At 68.6% G+C, this 16,938-nt stretch carries 14 protein-coding genes; 8 read left to right on the top strand and 6 right to left on the bottom strand.

All coding sequences use genetic code 11. The annotated features are described in order from the left end of the window. From RTQ83_RS08815 to RTQ83_RS08800, 4 genes are all read left to right on the top strand, one after another. A partial coding sequence (locus RTQ83_RS08815) for a methyl-accepting chemotaxis protein (protein WP_312513407.1) occupies nucleotides 1-1,490 on the top strand: 1,490 nt, incomplete at its 5' end. 21 nt (nucleotides 1,491-1,511) lie between these two features. Further along, nucleotides 1,512-2,327: a protein-glutamate O-methyltransferase CheR gene (locus RTQ83_RS08810; protein WP_312513405.1), complete on the top strand. Its 816-nt coding sequence runs from the start codon at nucleotides 1,512-1,514 to the stop codon at nucleotides 2,325-2,327. After that, the gene (locus tag RTQ83_RS08805; RefSeq protein WP_312513403.1) at nucleotides 2,327-2,866 is read left to right on the top strand and encodes a chemotaxis protein CheD; all 540 of its coding nucleotides are present in this window, start codon (nucleotides 2,327-2,329) and stop codon (nucleotides 2,864-2,866) included. The genes RTQ83_RS08810 and RTQ83_RS08805 overlap by 1 nt, the downstream gene beginning before the upstream one ends. Further along, a complete protein-coding gene (locus RTQ83_RS08800) occupies nucleotides 2,863-4,461 on the top strand; it encodes a chemotaxis protein CheW (protein WP_312513401.1) in 1,599 nt (532 codons plus the stop codon). The genes RTQ83_RS08805 and RTQ83_RS08800 overlap by 4 nt, the downstream gene beginning before the upstream one ends. A 115-nt stretch (nucleotides 4,462-4,576) precedes the next feature. Here RTQ83_RS08800 and RTQ83_RS08795 read toward each other — a convergent pair whose 3' ends face one another. Beyond that, entirely contained in the window at nucleotides 4,577-7,816 is a 3,240-nt protein-coding gene (locus tag RTQ83_RS08795) for a PAS domain S-box protein (protein ID WP_312513398.1), read from the bottom strand. An 81-nt stretch (nucleotides 7,817-7,897) separates the two neighbouring features. Here RTQ83_RS08795 and RTQ83_RS08790 point away from each other — a divergent pair, with 81 nt between their 5' ends. After that, nucleotides 7,898-8,641 carry an SOS response-associated peptidase family protein gene (locus RTQ83_RS08790; RefSeq protein WP_312513396.1) on the top strand — a complete coding sequence of 248 codons (744 nt, stop codon included), beginning with the start codon at nucleotides 7,898-7,900 and terminating at the stop codon, nucleotides 8,639-8,641. 43 nt (nucleotides 8,642-8,684) lie between these two features. Here the strand turns inward: RTQ83_RS08790 and alr are convergent, their stop codons facing one another. Further along, nucleotides 8,685-9,818, bottom strand: a complete 1,134-nt coding sequence (alr, locus tag RTQ83_RS08785; protein WP_312513394.1) for an alanine racemase — start codon at nucleotides 9,816-9,818, stop codon at nucleotides 8,685-8,687. A 5-nt stretch (nucleotides 9,819-9,823) separates the two neighbouring features. Then, nucleotides 9,824-11,116: a D-amino acid dehydrogenase gene (locus tag RTQ83_RS08780; RefSeq protein ID WP_312513392.1), complete on the bottom strand. Its 1,293-nt coding sequence runs from the start codon at nucleotides 11,114-11,116 to the stop codon at nucleotides 9,824-9,826. Between the two features lie 101 nt (nucleotides 11,117-11,217). Here RTQ83_RS08780 and RTQ83_RS08775 point away from each other — a divergent pair, with 101 nt between their 5' ends. From RTQ83_RS08775 to RTQ83_RS08765, 3 genes are all read left to right on the top strand, one after another. Next, nucleotides 11,218-11,703: an Lrp/AsnC ligand binding domain-containing protein gene (locus RTQ83_RS08775; RefSeq protein ID WP_312513390.1), complete on the top strand. Its 486-nt coding sequence runs from the start codon at nucleotides 11,218-11,220 to the stop codon at nucleotides 11,701-11,703. A gap of 67 nt (nucleotides 11,704-11,770) precedes the next feature. Continuing rightward, entirely contained in the window at nucleotides 11,771-14,005 is a 2,235-nt protein-coding gene (locus RTQ83_RS08770) for an ATP-binding protein (RefSeq protein ID WP_312513388.1), read from the top strand. Nucleotides 14,006-14,076: 71 nt separating this feature from the next. Continuing rightward, entirely contained in the window at nucleotides 14,077-14,628 is a 552-nt protein-coding gene (locus tag RTQ83_RS08765; RefSeq protein WP_312513386.1) for a flavin reductase family protein, read from the top strand. 21 nt (nucleotides 14,629-14,649) lie between these two features. On the opposite strand, the gene RTQ83_RS08760 is transcribed toward RTQ83_RS08765, so the two are convergent. From RTQ83_RS08760 to RTQ83_RS08750, 3 genes are all read right to left on the bottom strand, one after another. Continuing rightward, nucleotides 14,650-15,111 carry a hypothetical protein gene (locus RTQ83_RS08760; RefSeq protein WP_312513384.1) on the bottom strand — a complete coding sequence of 154 codons (462 nt, stop codon included), beginning with the start codon at nucleotides 15,109-15,111 and terminating at the stop codon, nucleotides 14,650-14,652. 38 nt (nucleotides 15,112-15,149) lie between these two features. Then, complete coding sequence (locus RTQ83_RS08755; RefSeq protein ID WP_312513381.1) at nucleotides 15,150-15,998, bottom strand: universal stress protein; 849 nt, start codon at nucleotides 15,996-15,998, stop codon at nucleotides 15,150-15,152. Nucleotides 15,999-16,156: 158 nt separating this feature from the next. After that, nucleotides 16,157-16,552: an MAPEG family protein gene (locus RTQ83_RS08750; RefSeq protein WP_312513379.1), complete on the bottom strand. Its 396-nt coding sequence runs from the start codon at nucleotides 16,550-16,552 to the stop codon at nucleotides 16,157-16,159. Nucleotides 16,553-16,938: the final 386 nt, after the last annotated feature.

The following is a 16,938-nucleotide window of genomic DNA, read 5'->3' as shown; positions in this document are numbered from 1 at the left end:
ATTCCCCGGCCTATGCCCGTTTCTGGCAGGAGCTGGCCGCCGGCAAGGCCGAGCGCGCCGAATACAAGCGCATCGCCAAGGGCGGCCGCGAGTTCTGGATCAACGCGTCCTATAACCCGGTGCGCGACGACAGCGGCCGCGTGTGCAAGATCATCAAGTTTGCAACCGACATCACCTGCGAAAAAATGCGCGCCGCCGAGACGGGCGGCCTGGTGGCCGCGATCGGCAAGGCGCAGGCCGTGGTCGAATTCGACATGAACGGCATGCTGCTCGATGCCAACGCCAATTTCCTGGACCTGCTCGACTACGCGCTGGAAGACGTGCGCGGCGAACACCACCGCGTGTTCTGCGACGACGAGTACGCCGCCAGCGCCGCCTACCGCCGCTTCTGGGGCAAGCTCAACCGTGGCGAATTCGACGCCGGCCGCTACAAGCGCCATGGCAACAACGGCAAGACCGTCTGGATCCAGGCCACCTACAACCCGATCTTCGACGCCGACGGCAAGCCGTTCAAGGTGGTCAAGTTCGCCACCGACATCACCGAGCAGGTGATGCTGGAACAAGCCTCCATCGACCGCGCCGAGGCCGAACGCCGCAAGGTCGACTGCCTGCTGGAACAAGTCGCACGCGCCGCGCGCGGCGACCTGACCGGTGCAATCGACACCTCGGGCGACGAGCCGCTCGACCAGCTGGCGCGCGGCGTCATGAAGATGATCGGCGACCTGCGCGAAGTGATCGGCGACGCCGTCTCGGCCGCCGGCAAGCTGAACGACTCGTCGCGCACCATCGCCGACCGCTCGAACACCGTCGCCGCCAGCGCCCAGGCGCTGGGCGCCACGGTGGAAGAGATGAACGCCTCGGTCGACGGCCTGACCGCCTCGATCAGCACCATCGCCCGCAGCACGCAAGATGCCAACGGCCTGGCGCAAGCCACCCGCAACGAAGCGGAGATCGGCGCCAAGGCGATCGCGCGTTCGATCGAAGCGATGGCCGCGATCAACCAGTCGTCGGAAGACATCGGCGAAATCGTGAAGGTCATCGGCGAGATCGCCGGCCAGACCAATATGCTGGCCTTTAATGCCGCGATCGAAGCGGCGCGCGCCGGCGAACACGGCCTGGGCTTCTCGGTGGTGGCGGACGAAGTGCGCAAACTGGCGGAACGCTCGTCGCAGGCGACCAAGGAAATCTCGAAGCTGATCAACGAATCGGTGCGCCGCGTGGCCCAGGGCAGCGAAATCTCGCGCCAGGCCAGCGAAGCATTCGACCGCATCACCTCGGGCGTGGCCAAGACCTCGCTGGCGATCGCCGACATCTCGGCCAGCGCCAACGAACAGTCGCTCACCGCCAAGGAAGTGTCGGCCGCGATCTCCTACATCGCCCAGGAAACCGAGCGTTCGGCCGGTTCGTGCGACAGCATCGCCCGTTCCACCGAAGGCCTGAACGAGCACGCCGAGCACCTCTCGAGCACCGTGGCCCGCTTCGTGGTCTGAGGCTAGGGAAGAAGACGGATCATGGAACTGTGCGACGACAACCTCACTGCGATCATCGGCCTGGTGCGCAAGCACACCGGCATCGCGATGAACGAACACAAGCGCGTGCTGCTGCAGGGCCGCCTGCTGCCGCGCCTGCGCGCGCTGGGACTGAACTCCTATCGCGCCTACATCGAGCGCCTGGCGACCGATCGGGTCGAAGTCGCATCGTTCATCAATTCGGTCACCACCAACGACACCGCCTTCTTCCGTACCCCGGCAGTATGGCGCTGGCTGGAACGCGAGTTCCTGCCGCACTGGATGGCGCAGGGCGAAGCGCGCCCGCTGCGCATCTGGTCGGCGGCGGCGGCCACCGGCGAAGAGTCGTACTCGATCGCCATGACCTGCCTCGAGTTCGCCCAGCGCGCACCCGGCCTGCGCTTCGAGATCCATGCCACCGACATCTCGACAAATGCCCTGGCCACCGCGCGCGCCGCGCTGTACCGCGGCCGCAGCGTCGATCGCTTCGAAGCCGATTACCCGGCGCTGTTCCGCAAGTACCTGCGCCCGGTGGCCGGCGGCTTTGCCTTCGGCGCCGACGTCACCCAGCACGTGAGCTTCGGCGAGCACAACCTCTTGCTGCGCCCGCCACGCGCCGGCTGGTTCGACCTGGTCATGCTGCGCAACGTCCTGATCTATTTCGACCATGAAAACCAGGAGCAGGTGCTGGCCGGCGCGCGCGCCGCGATGCGCCCGGATGCTCGCCTGGTGCTGGGCGAACAGGAATCCATCACCCGCCTGCAGACCGCGTTCGCGTTCGAGCAGGCCCACGTTTATCGCATTGGCGGAGAAAAATAATGAATATCCAGAGCCTGAACCAGATGTCCTATGTGCTGAGCGGCCAGATGCAGGTCGGCCAGGGCGAGCAGGTGCTGACCGCCTTGCTCGGATCGTGCGTCGGCATCGGCATGATCTGGCGCGCCCAGCGCCGCTGCGGCCTGGCCCACTGCTTCCTGCCCGACGGCGTCGAAAGTGCGGAAGATTCGGCGCGCTTCGTCAATGCCGCCATCCCGCGCCTGCTGGCCAAGCTTGGCGTGCGCCGCGAGCAGTACGAGGAAGTCGACGTCGTCATCGCCGGCGGCGCGCGCATGCTGAACCTGCGCGCGGCCGACGGTACGGTCGGCACCCGCAATATCGAAGCGGCCCGTTCGCAGCTGTCGCTGCGCGGCCTGCAGGTGATGTTCCAGGATGTCGGCGGCTCGCACGGCCGCCGCCTGTCGATCGACTGCGAGCGCCAGACCTTCAGTGTGGTGCGCATCATGCGCGAGCAGGAAGCCGCGCGTGCACCGGCGCCGTACCAACAACCACAGTATCAACGCCAGGCGGTGTTCGCATGAATCCACAGTTTTCCCTGAGCGCGCCGGGCGGCAACGGCATGGTGCAGGCCGCCGTGGCCGAGCGCGAAGCCAGGCACGCCGAGGCGGCGCGCGTGCTGCGCGAAGCGGCCGGCATGGAAGTGGTCGGCACGTTCTTTTTGAATGGCCAGGAGTTCGCGCTGCCGGCGGCCGGCGTGCGCGAAGTGGTGGGCATGCCCGAGCGCGTGACCCCGATCCCGCTGTCGCCGGCCTGCCTGGAAGGCATCTTCACCCTGCGCGGCGCCGCGATCCCGCTCTTGAATCTGGGCCGCATTTTCGACGCCGACGCCCCGGCCGCGCACGGCGGCCAGCGCATCGCGATCGTCGACCATGACGATATCCAGGTCGGCCTGGTGTTCGACGCCACCGGCGAAGTGCTGCGCGTGCGTCCCGAGCAGCGCGCCAGCCTGCGTTATGAGGACGCTGGTGCGAAGGGCGTGGTGGCCGGCGCGATTACGTTGAACGACGGCGCCCGCATCGTGCAGATGCTCGACGCCGCCGCCCTGGTCCGGATCGACAACGTGCCGCAGGTGCGCGCCCACGCCAGCGTGGCGCGCGATGCCTGGCGCATGCGCTTCCTGCGCCAGGCGCAGGGCCGCAAGTGCATCTCGTTCACCGTCGGCGGCCTGCGTTTCGCGCTGGCGATGGAAGCGATCCAGGAGATCATGCGCGTGCCCGAACTGCTGCCGTCGGTGATGCTGGGCCGCCTGTGCAAGGGCTGGATCAACCTGCGCGGCGCGCCGGTCGGCGTGGTCGATTTCGGCGCCATGCTGCAGTGCGCCCCTGGCCTGGGCGAAGAGGAAGAGCGCCGCATCCTGGTGGTGCGCGTCGGCGGCGAGCAGCTCGGCCTGCTGGTCGATGCGGTGGACGATATCCGTCCTTACTTCGACACCGACATCCTGCCGATCCCGCTGCTGGGCACCGCGCGCGGCGCCATGTATCGCGGATGCCTGCCGAATGCGGAACTGGGCGATAGCCTGTTCCTGGATCACGACCAGCTGTTCTCGGACCTTGAGGTAGCCGAGATCTGCGCCGGCCACCGCCGCCTGTACGCCCAGGAAGCCAGCAACGCCAGCGCCGCCGCCAAGCGCGCCACCGGCCGCCGCGTCTACCTGGCGTTCTCGCTGGAGACCGGCTGGGCCGCCGACATCGGCCAGGTGCGCGAGATCGTCGATTTCGCCGGCCCGGTAACCCGTCCGCCGGGCATGCCCGACTGCGTGCACGGCATGATGCAGGTGCGCCAGCAGATGGTGTGCGTGATCGACCTGCGCCGCCTGTACGGGATGGACGCGCTTGAAGACAAGAGCGGCTGCCGCATCCTGGTGCTGGAGCACGAGGGCGAGCGTTTCGGGCTGATCGTCGACCGCGTCGACACCATCCTGTCGCTGCCGGACAGCCAGCGCAGACCGTCGCCGCAGCTGCTGCGCGCGAACGGGCCGTCGGATATGCGGCGTGACAGCGCCGAGGTGCTCGAGGTGCCGGGGATCGATGGCAAGGAGGATGTGCTGACCTTGTTCGACAAGGAGCGGTTCATTGGGTCGCTCAAGGAGCAGCTGGGCGGGGTGAGGGCGGTGTAAGGGCCGTGTGAGGAGCGCCTCAGATAGCATTCACAGTCAGCGTGTAATCGTCATCCCCGCCTTCGCGGGGATGACGGCTTTTAGGGCGGTGGAATATGGTTGAAGCTAACTCAGCTCAAGCCAACCGCTCCAGCAACGCCCGCAACTGCCCCGCATCATACGGCTTGGTCAACCACGCATCCGCCACCTCCGGCCGCTCGCTGCCGCCCGACACGATCGCCACCCGCGTCGCCGGCAGTCTTTCCTTCACCACCCGCGCCAGCGCTTCGCCATGCATCCCCGGCAGCTGCAGGTCGGTCAGAACAATGTCGGGCCGGCGTGCCAGCAGTTCGAGCGCGCTCTCGGCGCAATCGGCTTCCAGCACTTCGTAGTCCAGCATGCGCAGCAGTTCCGCCGTGTTGTCGCGGATATCGGCATCGTCCTCCACCAGCAGTACGCGCACCCTCGGGCCGGCATCTTGCGAGGCAGGCGGCTGCCCGGATACCTCCACAGAAGCGTCCACAGGCCCCGCCACGGCCTGATTCTTCTGCTGCTGGTTGCCCAGCACATGTCGCACCTTGCGCGCCAGGGCGTCGCGCGTATAAGGTTTACCGAGCAGCTCCACGCCCGGATCAAGCCGGCCGCCGTGCACGATCGCGTTCTCGGTATAGCCCGAGGTGAACAGCACCGCCACCTGCGGCAGCCGCTCGCGCGCCTTGCGCGCCAGTTCCGGGCTGCGCAAGGAGCCGGGCATGACCACGTCGGTGAACAGCAGGTCGATGTGCACGCCGCTGTCGATCACGGTCAGGGCCGAGGCGGCGTCGTTGGCGCGCAGCACGCGGTATCCGAGGTCGGTCAGCATGTCGACCACGGTCAGGCGCACCTGCTCGTCGTCCTCGACCACCAGCACCGTCTCGTGGCCGCCGGTGGCCGGCGCCGCCAGCTGTTCGCCCGGGTGGTCCTCGGCCTGGAAAGAGCGCGGCAGGTAGATCTTGACCGTGGTGCCTTCGCCGACCTCGCTGTAGATCTTGACGTGGCTGCCCGACTGCTTGACCAGGCCGTACACCATCGACAGCCCCAGGCCGGTGCCTTTGCCTTCCGGCTTGGTCGAGAAGAATGGCTCGAACGCCTGGTCGATCACTTCCTGCGGCATGCCGCCGCCGGTGTCGCTCACCGCCAGCAGCACGTACTGGCCGGGTGCGACTTCCGGATGGGTGGCGCAGTAATGGGCGTCGAGCGACGCGTTGTTGACTTCGATGGTCAGGCGCCCGGCGCCATCCATCGCGTCGCGCGCATTGATCGCCAGGTTCAGGATCGCGTTCTCGAGCTGGGCCGGGTCGACCTCGGTGGTCCACAGGCCGCCCGAGACGATCAGCTCGATGTCGACTTCTTCGCCCAGCGCGCGCCGCATCATGTCTTCCATGCCGGCCAGCAGGCGGCTGACCTTGGCCGCACGCGGCTCCAGCGGCTGGCGCCGTGCGAACGACAGCAGCGAGCTGGCCAGCTTGGCGCCGCGCTCGACACCGCTCATGGCGCTGTCGACGCGCTTGCGGATGTCCGGCACGCCGCCGCTCTTGTCCAGCGTGCGGGCGATCAGCTGCAGGTTGCCGCCGATGACCTGCAGCAGGTTGTTGAAGTCGTGCGCCACGCCGCCGGTGAGCTTGCCGATGGTTTCCATCTTCTGCGCCTGCTGCAGCGCGGCCTCGGTGCGGCGCATGACTTCCATCTGCGCCAGGTCGGCGCTGATGTCGCGTCCGACGGCGTGGATGTAGTCCTGGTCGGGCGAAGCAGTCCACGACAGGTGGCACCACGAACCGTTCTTGCGGCGCCAGCGGTTCTCGAAGCGGTACACCTGGCCGCCGGCATGCAGCGCGGCGATCTGGCGCAGCGTCAGCGCGCGGTCGTCCGGGTGTACCAGTTCCAGAAAGGAGCTGCCCAGCACTTCTTCTTCGGTCCAGCCGAGGATGGCGGTGAAGGCCGGGTTGACCGCGAACAGCGTCGACTCCAGGTCGGCCACCAGCATGATGTCCTTCGACAGCCGCCACATGCGGTCACGCTCGGCGGTGCGGCGCTCGACCCGCTGTTCCAGGCTGGCGTTCAGGCGTGCCAGCGCCTCGCTGGCGCGCTTCTGTTCCTCGATGTCGATGCTGCTGCCGATCCACAGGTCGCTGATGGCATCGACGCCGCCGTCGCCCTCGGGCGAGCGGCGCGCGCGCACCAGGTGCCAGCGCCAGGCGCCGTCGTGGCGGCGCAGCCGCACTTCCAGTTCGAACGGGGTGCCGGCGCCGACGCTGGCCTGCCAGCCGGCGCGATAGCGTTCGGCGTCGTCCGGATGCAGCAGGCGCATCCAGCCGTTGTCGGCCAGCGCGTCGCCGCTGACGCCGGCGTATTCGCACACCTGCTCGTTGAACCACTCGACGGTGCCGTCGGCGCGCGCGGCCCAGACGTGGTTCGGCATGGCCTGGGCGAAGGTGCGGAACCGCGCCTCGCTGGCGCGCAGCGCGGTTTCGGCGGTGACGCGCTCGGTGACGTCATTGCCCTCGACGAAAGTGGCGAATACCTTGCCTTCCGAATCCGTGAGCGGCTGCAGCACGAAGTCGATATAGGTCTGGGTCGGCCCGTTGGTGCCCGGATTGCGCAGGGTGAGCGACACGCCTTCGGCGCGCAGCACGCTGCCGTCGCGGAAACAGCGGTCGAGCGCTTCGACGATGCCGTGTTCGCCCAGCTCGGGCACCGCCTCGTGCACCGGCATGCCGAGCAGGGGCCGGTGGCCGACCAGCTTGCGGTAGGCCTCGTTGGCCAGCGCGTAGCGGTGCTGCGCGCCTTCGAGCAGGCAGATGAAACCGGGCGCCTGCTCGAACATGGTGTTCAGGCGTTCGCGCTCGGCGCGCACGCGGCGCTCGGCCTTGACCTTGCTCGAGGTCTCGACCACCACCGACATCACGCCCGCCACGCTGCCGTCCTCGTCGCGGATCGGCGAATAGTCCAGGTTCATCCACACCTGTTCCGGCGCGCCGCTGCGGTGCAGTGTCAGTTCCTGGTCCTGGTAGCTGAGGGTGCCACCGGCCAGGCCGACCTTCATCACGTTGTCGTTGAAGTCGGCCACCTCGGGCCAGCCTTCGCGCACCTTGGAGCCGAGCAGCACCGGATGGCGTCCGCCGGCGAACACGCGGTAGGCGTCGTTGTAGATCATGGTGCCATCCTCGCCCCACAGGGTGACGATCGGGGCCGGCGTGGCCATGATCAGCGCCACCGTGGTCTTCAGGATCGGCGGCCAGCCGGCGATCGGGCCCAGCGGGGTGCGCTCCCATGGGAAAGCGCGGATCAGGCGCGAGGTCTCGTCGTTCTCGGGCAGGAAAGGCAGGCTGGCTGGCATCGCGGTAGAATGGACAATAAGTAAAATCGGGTTGCGGGCATTTTACACTTGAGTTACCAGTGCGGCCGCCACCCAGATTGGATGTTAATTTCTGGCAACAATACCATCGTCCCGTCCATGTGCGTCAACTACCGTCCCCCGACTCCTGAACAATTCAACGGCCGCATCGGCGCCTTCAGCGAGCTGCCGCGCGACTGGCACTGGCCTGAAGAAACCTGGAAGGATTACGAGGCGCCGATCCTGCTGTCCGGCCCGGGACGGCGCCGGCCGCAAGCCGCGCAGGCCAGCTACGGCATGACACCGCGGCGCCATATCCCGCCCGGCGTCAAGCCGTTCGACACCATGAACGCGCGCGCCGAATCGCTCGGCGAGCGCCGCTCGTTCTCGCCGTCCTGGCGCCGCCTGCAACTGTGCGCGGTGCCGATGCAGCACTTCTACGAACCGTGCTATGAGAGTGGGCGCGCCGAACGGCATGCGATCGGCATGCGCGACGGCGAGCCGTTCTGGGTGGCGGGGCTGTGGCGCGAGTGGCAGGAGGCGGACGGCTCGATCTCGAACGCGTTCACCCAGATCACGATCAACGCCGACAGCCATCCCCTGATGAACCGGATGCACAAGCCGGGCGACGAGAAGCGCACGCTGGTGGTGCTGCCCGAGGACGAGGTGGGGACGTGGCTGGCGTGCGATGACCTGCAGGTGGCGCGCAGTTTCCTGCGTCATTATCCGGCCGAGTTGATGAAGGATTGGGTGGCGCCGAAGGTGGCGACTGTGCGCAAAGCGGATGCGCAGCTGCCGCTGTTGCCGGTGAATGGCGAATTGTTTTAATCGGGATTGGCGGCTTCGCCGCCAATCGTACCAGTCCGGCGATTCAGGGGAGGTAGCGCCGTTCGAAGCGGGTGCCCAGGCGCGTCAGTACTTCGTAGCCGATCGTCCCGGCCTGTGCCGCGATGTCGTCCACCGACTGCTGTGCGCACAGCAGGTCGACCGTGCTGCCCGGCGCCAGGCGGCCTTCGGGTAACGCGCTGACGTCGAGCGTGATGCTGTCCATCGACACCGTGCCCACGAACGGCACGGCAATGCCGTCCACGTACGCATACGAAATGCCGCTCAGCGCGCGCAGCCAGCCGTCGGCGTAGCCGATGCCGATGGTGGCGATGCGGCGCGGGCCGGGGGCCACGTAGCGCGCACCGTAGCCGACGATGTCGCCGGCCCCGATGGACCGCAGCTGCACCACGCGCGCCGCCAGCGACACCGCCTGGCGCAGCGGATTCGCGCCGAGCGGCTGCGGGTTGATGCCGTACAGCGCCGCGCCGGGACGCAGCAGGTCGAAACGGTAGCCGCTGCCCAGGAACACCGCCGACGAATTGGCCAGGCTGGCCGGCACGCCGGGGAAATGGCGGCGCGCCGCCTCGAAGTTCAGGCGCTGGCGCTCGTTGACCGGGTGCTGCGGCTCGTCGGCGCAGGCCAGGTGGCTCATCACCAGCCGCACCTCGAGGCCGGACAGCCAGTCCGGATCGGCCGCCAGACGCGCCAGGTCGGCCGGGGCCAGGCCCATGCGCGACATACCGGTATCGACCTGGATCGCGGCCGGCAGCGCGCGGCCGAGGCTGCGCGCCAGCGCGCGCCATTCGGCGATCTGGCCGGGATCATTCAGCACCGGCACCAGGCCGTGTTCAATGCAGGCGCCGGCGTGGCCGGGCATGGCGCCGTGCAGCACGTAGATCGTCGATGCAGGTGGCACCAGGGTGCGCAGGCGGATGCCTTCGTCGAGGTGGGCGGTGAAGAACACGCTGCAGCCTTCAAGCACCAGCGCGCCCGCCACCTGCGCCATGCCCAGGCCATAGGCGTCGGCCTTGAGCACGCCGGCGCAGACGGCGCCCGCGCCCGTGGCGCGCAGCAGGCGGTAGTTGGAGCGCACCGCGTCCAGGTCGACCGTCAGGATTGCCCCGGCGGGGGTGGCAAGGGTGGCGTGGGTGTTGTCGAAACCGTCGCGCATCGTCATGCCGCTCAGGCGCGCACAGGATCGGCCGCTGCCGGCGCCGTGCCCGGGGTGCCGGCGTAGCGGAACACGGCCAGGTCGTCGGCCCGGATCGCCGGCGCCTTGCCGCTCACCAGATCCGCGATCACGCTGGCCGAGCCGGCCGCCATGGTCCAGCCCAGGGTGCCGTGGCCGGTGTTCAGGAACAGGTTGCGCAGCGGGGTGGCGCCGACCACCGGGGTGCTGTCCGGCGTCATCGGGCGAAGGCCGGTCCAGAAGCTGGCCTGGCGCGTGTCGCCGGCGCCCGGGAACAGGTCGTTGACGACCAGTTCCAGCGTCTCGCGGCGGCGCGGATTGAGCTTCAGGTTGTAGCCCGAAATCTCGGCCATGCCGCCGACGCGGATGCGGTTGTCGAAGCGGGTGACGGCGATCTTGTAGGTCTCGTCGAGGATGGTCGATACCGGCGCGCGCGCGGCATCGTCGATCGGCACCGTCAGCGAGTAGCCCTTGAGCGGATACACCGGCAGCGGGAACCAGCGCTGCAGCAGCAGGCGCGAATAGCTGCCCAGCGCCAGCACGTATTTGTCGGCCGTGAATTCGCCCTTGTCGGTGACCACGCCGGCGATCTCGCCGCCCGCTTCCTTCAGGTAGCGGATGGTGTTGTCGAACTCGAAGCGCACGCCCAGCTCGCGCGCCATCGCGGTCAGGCGCGTGGTGAACAGCTGGCAGTCGCCGGTCTCGTCGTTCGGCAGGCGCAGGCCGCCCACCAGGCCGGCGTTGGCGCCGAGCGCCGGTTCGGCGCCGGCCAGCTGCGCGCCGCTCAGGAGTTCATAGGCGACGCCGGCTTCGCGCAGCACCTCGATGTCCTTGGCGGCGCCGTCGAACTGCTGCTGGGTGCGGAACACCTGCAGCGTGCCTTGCTGGCGGCCTTCGTAGGCGATGCCGGTGTCGCGGCGCAGCGCGCGCATGCAATCGCGGCTGTATTCGGCCAGGCGCACCATGCGTTCCTTGTTGACCGCATAGCGCGCGGCGTCGCAGTTGCGGAACATCTCCCACATCCACTGCAACTGGAACAGGGTGCCGTCGGGCTTGATGGCGAGCGGCGCGTGGCGCTGGAACAGCCACTTGGCGGCCTTCAGCGGAATGCCCGGCGCAGCCCAGGGCGAAGCATAGCCGGGCGAGATCTGGCCGGCATTGGCGAAGCTGGTCTCGAGGGCCGGGCCGGCCTGGCGGTCGATGACGGTGACCTCATGGCCGGCCTGCGCCAGATAATACGCGGTGGTGACACCCACCACGCCGCTGCCCAGAACGATGACGCGCATAGCTTCCTCGAGAAAATAGACGGAATCAGAAAAGGTTGCCATCGTAACGCGAGCGCTGCCATAATTGTTTTCGTTAATACGGTAATTTTCAGGATATCTTCATGCGCGTGCAAAAGGCCTCGAACCGCACCCTGGACCGGATCGATCTGCACATCCTGGCCATCCTGCAGGGCGACGGGCGGATCGTGATGAAAGACCTGGCCGAGCAGGTCGGGCTCTCGCTCACGCCCTGCATCGAGCGCGTCAAGCGCATGGAACGCGACGGCGTGATCCAGGGCTACCACGCGCGCATCAATCCGCAATCGCTCGGGATGCAGGTGCTGGTGTTCGTCGAGATCACGCTCAACAACAAATCCGACAGCGCCTTCGAGCGTTTCCGGCGCGCGATCCTGTCGATTCCCGAAGTGATGGAGTGCCACCTGGTGTCGGGCGACTTCGACTACATGATCAAGGCGCGCATTCCCGAGATGACCGAATACCGGCGCCTGCTGGGCGAGATCCTGCATGTGGCCGATGGCGGGCAGTCAAAGAGCTATGTGGTGATGGAAGAGCTGAAGGAGACGCTGGCCTTGTCGATCGTGCGCTAGCGGCAGCGCTTTTCGAGGGGCTGCTCCAGCCCGACCGTATAATGTCCCTTTCACTCGCGGACCCCCTATGCGCCAAGAAGCCGGGCTGGCCCTTTCGCTGCGTCACCTGCTGATCCTCCTGACCGCGATCGGCCTGCTGCCATTGGCGCTGCTGGGCGGCTGGAGCATCCACGGCGCCGCGCGCTACCTCGAGCAGGAGCAGGAGCGCCTGATGATCGGCCACGCGCGCGCACTATCGAGCGCCGTCGACGCTGAACTGGACGGTACCGTGGCCGCGCTCAGCGGCATCGCCAAGAGCCCGGCGCTGGCCGGCGGCGACATGCGCGCCTTTTATGAGACCGCGCGCCGCCTGGCACGGCCCGACTGGCTGGGCGTGGTCCTGACCGATGCCGACGGCAATCCGATCTTCCGTACCATGGCGCCGTTCGGCGCGCCCGCGGCCCGTATTGCCGATCCCGACAGCCTGCACCAGGCGCGCGAACAGCGCCGTCCGATCGCGGGCCGGGTGGCGCGCGGGCAGGGTGGACGGGCGGCGGTGCCGGTGCGCATTCCCGTCAACGGTCCCGACGGCCAGCCCTGGGTGCTGACCGCCGCGGTGCAGCCCGACCGATTCCTGGACGTGATCGCGCGCCAGAAGGTGCCGCCTGACTCCGTGATCGGGGTGCTCGACAGCGGCGGCAACATGGTGGCGCGCTCGCGCGACCAGGAACGCACCGTGGCCGGTTCTCCCAGCGCCTCGCTGGCAGCGCTGATGCGCAGCGCGGGTCCGGAAAGCGTCGGCCCTACCACCGCGCTGGAAGGCGACCGCCTGATCAGCGCCTACACCACCTCGCCGCGCTACGGCTGGGTGGTGGCGGTGGGCGCGCCCGGCGCCGGCTTCGGGGTCGGGCTGTTCCAGCGCTATGCCGTGTACCTGGCCGGCGCCCTGGTCTCGCTCGGCGCCTGCTTCGCGCTCGCCTCATGGCTGTCGAACCGCATCGTGCGCCGCATCCGCAGCGTGCAGGCCGGCGCCGCGGCGCTGGGCAGCGGCGACAGCGTGCGCGTGGCGCCGTCGCGCATCAAGGAGATCCGGCAAATGGGCATGGCGCTGGAAGCGGCCGCCGCCCAGCGCGCCGCGCACGAGGACGAGCGGTCGCGCCTCCTGGGCGCGCGCGAAGAAGCGCTCGACGCGGCGCGCCAGGCGGCGCGCGCCAAGGACGATTTTCTGGCCATGCTCGGCCACGAGCTGCGCAATCCACTGAGCCCGATCCAGACCTCGCTCGACCTGATGGACCTGCGCGACGAACCGGGCAGCCAGCGCGAGCGCGCCATCATGCGGCGCCAGGTGTCGCACCTGCGGCGCCTGGTGGACGACCTGCTCGACGTCTCGCGCATCGCTTCGGGCAAGCTGGCGGTCGATCCGCGTCCATTGAACCTGGCCGACACCGTGCGCCACGCGGTGGCGGCGCGTGCCGGCGAGCCGGTCACGCTGGAGGCGCCGCCGGAAGTCTGGATCGACGGCGACGAGACGCGACTTAGCCAGGTGCTGGGCAACCTGCTGTCCAACGCCGCGCGTTTCGGCAGCAGCGCCACCAGCGTCGTGCTTGACGTGGTGGATGGCCAGGCGCGCATCAAGGTAGCCGACAACGGCGCCGGCATGGCGCCGGACCTGCTGGCGCGCGTGTTCGAGCCGTTCTACCAGGCGCCGCAGCCGCTGGCGCGCCGCACCGGCGGCCTGGGACTGGGACTGGCGATCGTGCGCGAGATCGTCACGCTGCACGGCGGGCGCGTGGCCGCCTTCAGCGACGGACCGGGCGCCGGCAGTCGTTTTGAGGTGTTGCTGCCGCTGGGCGCCGCCGTCGCCAGCGCCGCACCCGACAGCGCGCCGGGCGCCGATGCGGCGCGCAGCATCCTGCTGGTGGACGACAACGAGGACGCGGCCAGCGCCACCGCGCTGCTGCTGCGCCACCTGGGCCACAGCGTGCGCGTGGCGCACAGCGCGGCCGCGGCGCGCGCGCTGGCGCAGGAGGCGCCGGCGGCGGTGGCGATCCTCGACATCGGGCTGCCGGACATGGATGGCTACGCGCTGGCCGGCGCGCTGCGCGAAGACATGCGCCGGCGTGCGCGGCGTGATGCCGCGCGTGGTCCGCAAATGGACGCCGCAGCGGACGGCGGCGCCGGCGCCCTGCGCCTGGTGGCGCTGACCGGCTACGGCCAGCAGTCCGATGTGGCGCGCGCGCTGGCGGCAGGCTTCGACGTCCATCTGACCAAGCCGGCGACGCTGGAAGCGCTGCGCCGTGCGCTGGCCGCGGCGCCCGGCTGACGGTTCAATCGTCCGCCGTGAGACGGCAACGGCTGCCACAATGGCGCCGTCTCCGTTTTCAGAACGCCGCCATGCCGTCCACCCCACGCAAACACGCGCTGCCGCTCGACCAGGTGCGGCGCTACCTGGAACCGGGGCCGGTGGTGCTGGTCTCGTCCTGCCACCAGGGCGAGCGCGACATCATGGTGATGGGCTGGCACACGGTGATGGAATTCAGTCCGTCCCTGATCGGCTGCGTGATCTCGTCCGCCAACCACAGCCACGGCCTGATCCGCGCCAGCGGCGAATGCGTGATCAACCTGCCCACCAGCGACCAGATCGAAGCGGTGCTGGGCGTCGGTTCGACCACCGGCGCCGAGATCGACAAGTTCGACGCGTTCGGCCTGACGCCGGAGGACAGCGAACAGGTAGGGGCGCCCTCGATCCGCGAATGCTACGCCCAGTTCGAATGCCGGCTGCACGACGACCGCCTGGCCGACAACTATGATTTCTTCATCTGGGAAGTGGTGGCCGCGCGCGTCCAGTTGCGGCCGCGCCATCCGCAGACGCTGCACTACAAGGGCGACGGCGTGTTCATGCAGTCGGGCGAAGTGATTCGGCGCCGGCGGCGCGGCCTGAAGTAGCGGCCAAGCGCCGGCGCCGCGTCAGTGCAGGCGCTCGCGCGGTCCCGGATGCTGCAGCAGGCGCGGCACATGCGAGCGCAGGCGCGCCCTCGGGGCGCGCGGCGCGGTGGCCAGCACCAGGTCGGTGCTCAGGCGGTGCAGCGACAGCAGGTCGTACAGCGCCTCCACCAGTTGCCGGCCGAGGGCCACGTCGCCGTCTTCCACCAGTGGCATGGCGCGGTGCAGGGCGGCCAGGATCACCGCGTTCTCGGCGCGGTGCTCGTGCAGCAGCGCGTAGTCGACCGTCTCCATCACCAGTTCCTCGTGCCGGAATCCGGCCTCCACCGCCGTCACGATCGACGGGAAAGTCTGCACGAAGCAGTCGTCCGGCGTGCAGGCGCTGTCGGCGCAGTCAGCCAGGCGCGCGCACAGGTGGCGCCGTGCATGCCGGATCGCCGCGCCGATCGCGCCGGCGCCGGTGTCTGAAAAGCGGCGAAAGGTCATCGATGGAGTCACTTTCTGTCTGGAGTCTCGATGTGGATTCAATGCGCGATCAGGAGCGGCGCCGGCGCATGGTCGAGCATGTCGCGCGTGACGCCGCCCAGCACCCATTCGCGGTAGCGGCTGTGGCCGAACGCGCCGGCCACCAGCAGTCCGGCATGGCAGTCGCGCGCCATGTCCATCAGCGCCTCGGCTTCCGGCGCCCGGGTGTGCTCGACCTCGACGTCGACCCGCACGCCGTGGCGCGCCAGGTACAGTGCCATGTCGGCGCCCGGCTGGTCGCCATGCAGGCCGGGCTGGTCGTCGGGATTGACCACCGCCAGCCGGACGCTGCCGGCCGCGCGCAGCAGCGGCAGGGCGGCGTCGATGGCGCGCTGGGCCGGCACGCCGCCGTCCCAGCCGACCAGCACGTTGGCGGCGAGCGGCTGGCCGTGGTAAGTGCCCGGCACCACCAGCACCGGCCGTACGCCGTGCAGCGCGATGTATTGTGGCAGGCCACGCAGCGCGCCGGCGTCGGACCCGCGCTGGGCGCCGACGCCATTGTCCTGGCTCAGCACCACCAGGTCGGCATAGCGCGACCCCATCAGGAGTCCCTCGCGGGTGCCGTCCTCGACCAGACGCGTCTCGGGTGCCTGGATGCCGAGACGGGTGGCCTGGTCGACGAAACTGTCGAGCCGGGCCGTCGCTTCGTCGCGCAGGTCCTGGAATTCGCGGTTCGACACCGGCATCGCCATCGAACCGTTCAGCACCGCATAGCTGGCCATCGACATGCCGGTGGCGGCGCTCCCGACCAGGTGGCCGCCGTGCTCGCTGGCCAGCTGCGCTGCGGCAAGCAGCCGGCTTTCCTGGCGCGCGCCGCCGTCGACATGGACGAGGATGGTCTTGTACATGGGAACTCCGGACATCTCCGCTCGAGTTGGCTCCTGGCCGGCGCGGCCGGTCGCATGGCGATCCACTATACGCCGCGCCATCGGTGGCGTCAGACGAGTGTTTGATCTCGATCAACTCACAGTGGAATAATCCGCAGGATGTGCCGGAGTTGCCCGGCTTACTGCAGCAGGATCGCCGCCAGCACCATCGCCAGCCCGGCCAGTGACACCAGCCACACCATCGAGCGCACGAAAGGGATGCCGGCCGCGTACAGCGGTACATAGACGATGCGCGCCACCAGGTAAAGCCAGCAGCCCCACAAGGTAAGGTCGCCTTCGCTGCCGGACACGTGCGCGATCAGCACCGCCGCCGCGAACAGGGGCAAGGTCTCGAACAGATTCGCCTGGGCCCGCTGCAAACGTGCGGTCACCGGCCGCGGCGGCGGAGCACCGCCGTCGCGCGGGCCGGCGTTGTACTTGACCCCGGTTTCCTGGGTGCGCAGGCTCGATGCCAGCAAGATCTGGACGAGCGCCAATACCAGGGTCCAGGCGAGGATGGTCAGTTCGGTTGTCATGCGTTGCTTTCTGTATCGTTGGCACGGGTTTGCGTGCAATGGTCGGATGCCGGCGTTCGAGGAACCGAACCCGGCTTGTTGAACACAGTGTCGCGCTTTCGCCAGTCGCCGCGCGCACTGCTGACGGGAGCACAAGCGCAAGCGCGGTCACGCAAGCGGGGTCAGGTCCGAAAAGTCGACACGAACAGCGCAAGCGGGGTCAGGTCCGAAAAGTCGACACGAACAGAGCAGTTCACACACGCGGGGGCAGGTCCGAAAAGTGGACACGAGCCGAGCAGTCATCAAACCCCGCTATGCTCAATACGCCGAGACCATCAGTAATGCGCTCGCAGCCATTGTTCAGTTCGTGTCCGCTTTTCGGACCTGACCCCACTACTGAAAAGTGG

Origin of the sequence: Massilia sp. (assembly GCF_031995545.1) — a bacterium.
In the GTDB taxonomy this organism is placed as follows: domain Bacteria; phylum Pseudomonadota; class Gammaproteobacteria; order Burkholderiales; family Burkholderiaceae_D; genus Telluria.
Note: the sequence above shows the minus strand (reverse complement) of the source record. Positions and strands in the feature narration are given on the sequence as shown.

Coding starts and splice junctions, on each gene's coding strand:
- RTQ83_RS08760 (WP_312513384.1), bottom strand. CDS start 15,111: ATGACCTTTCGCCGCTTTTCAGACACCGGCGCCGGCGCGATCGGCGCG.
- RTQ83_RS08765 (WP_312513386.1), top strand. CDS start 14,077: ATGCCGTCCACCCCACGCAAACACGCGCTGCCGCTCGACCAGGTGCGG.
- RTQ83_RS08780 (WP_312513392.1), bottom strand. CDS start 11,116: ATGCGCGTCATCGTTCTGGGCAGCGGCGTGGTGGGTGTCACCACCGCG.
- RTQ83_RS08775 (WP_312513390.1), top strand. CDS start 11,218: ATGCGCGTGCAAAAGGCCTCGAACCGCACCCTGGACCGGATCGATCTG.
- RTQ83_RS08810 (WP_312513405.1), top strand. CDS start 1,512: ATGGAACTGTGCGACGACAACCTCACTGCGATCATCGGCCTGGTGCGC.
- RTQ83_RS08795 (WP_312513398.1), bottom strand. CDS start 7,816: ATGCCAGCCAGCCTGCCTTTCCTGCCCGAGAACGACGAGACCTCGCGC.
- RTQ83_RS08800 (WP_312513401.1), top strand. CDS start 2,863: ATGAATCCACAGTTTTCCCTGAGCGCGCCGGGCGGCAACGGCATGGTG.
- RTQ83_RS08755 (WP_312513381.1), bottom strand. CDS start 15,998: ATGTACAAGACCATCCTCGTCCATGTCGACGGCGGCGCGCGCCAGGAA.
- RTQ83_RS08805 (WP_312513403.1), top strand. CDS start 2,327: ATGAATATCCAGAGCCTGAACCAGATGTCCTATGTGCTGAGCGGCCAG.
- RTQ83_RS08750 (WP_312513379.1), bottom strand. CDS start 16,552: ATGACAACCGAACTGACCATCCTCGCCTGGACCCTGGTATTGGCGCTC.
- RTQ83_RS08770 (WP_312513388.1), top strand. CDS start 11,771: ATGCGCCAAGAAGCCGGGCTGGCCCTTTCGCTGCGTCACCTGCTGATC.
- RTQ83_RS08790 (WP_312513396.1), top strand. CDS start 7,898: ATGTTAATTTCTGGCAACAATACCATCGTCCCGTCCATGTGCGTCAAC.
- alr (WP_312513394.1), bottom strand. CDS start 9,818: ATGACGATGCGCGACGGTTTCGACAACACCCACGCCACCCTTGCCACC.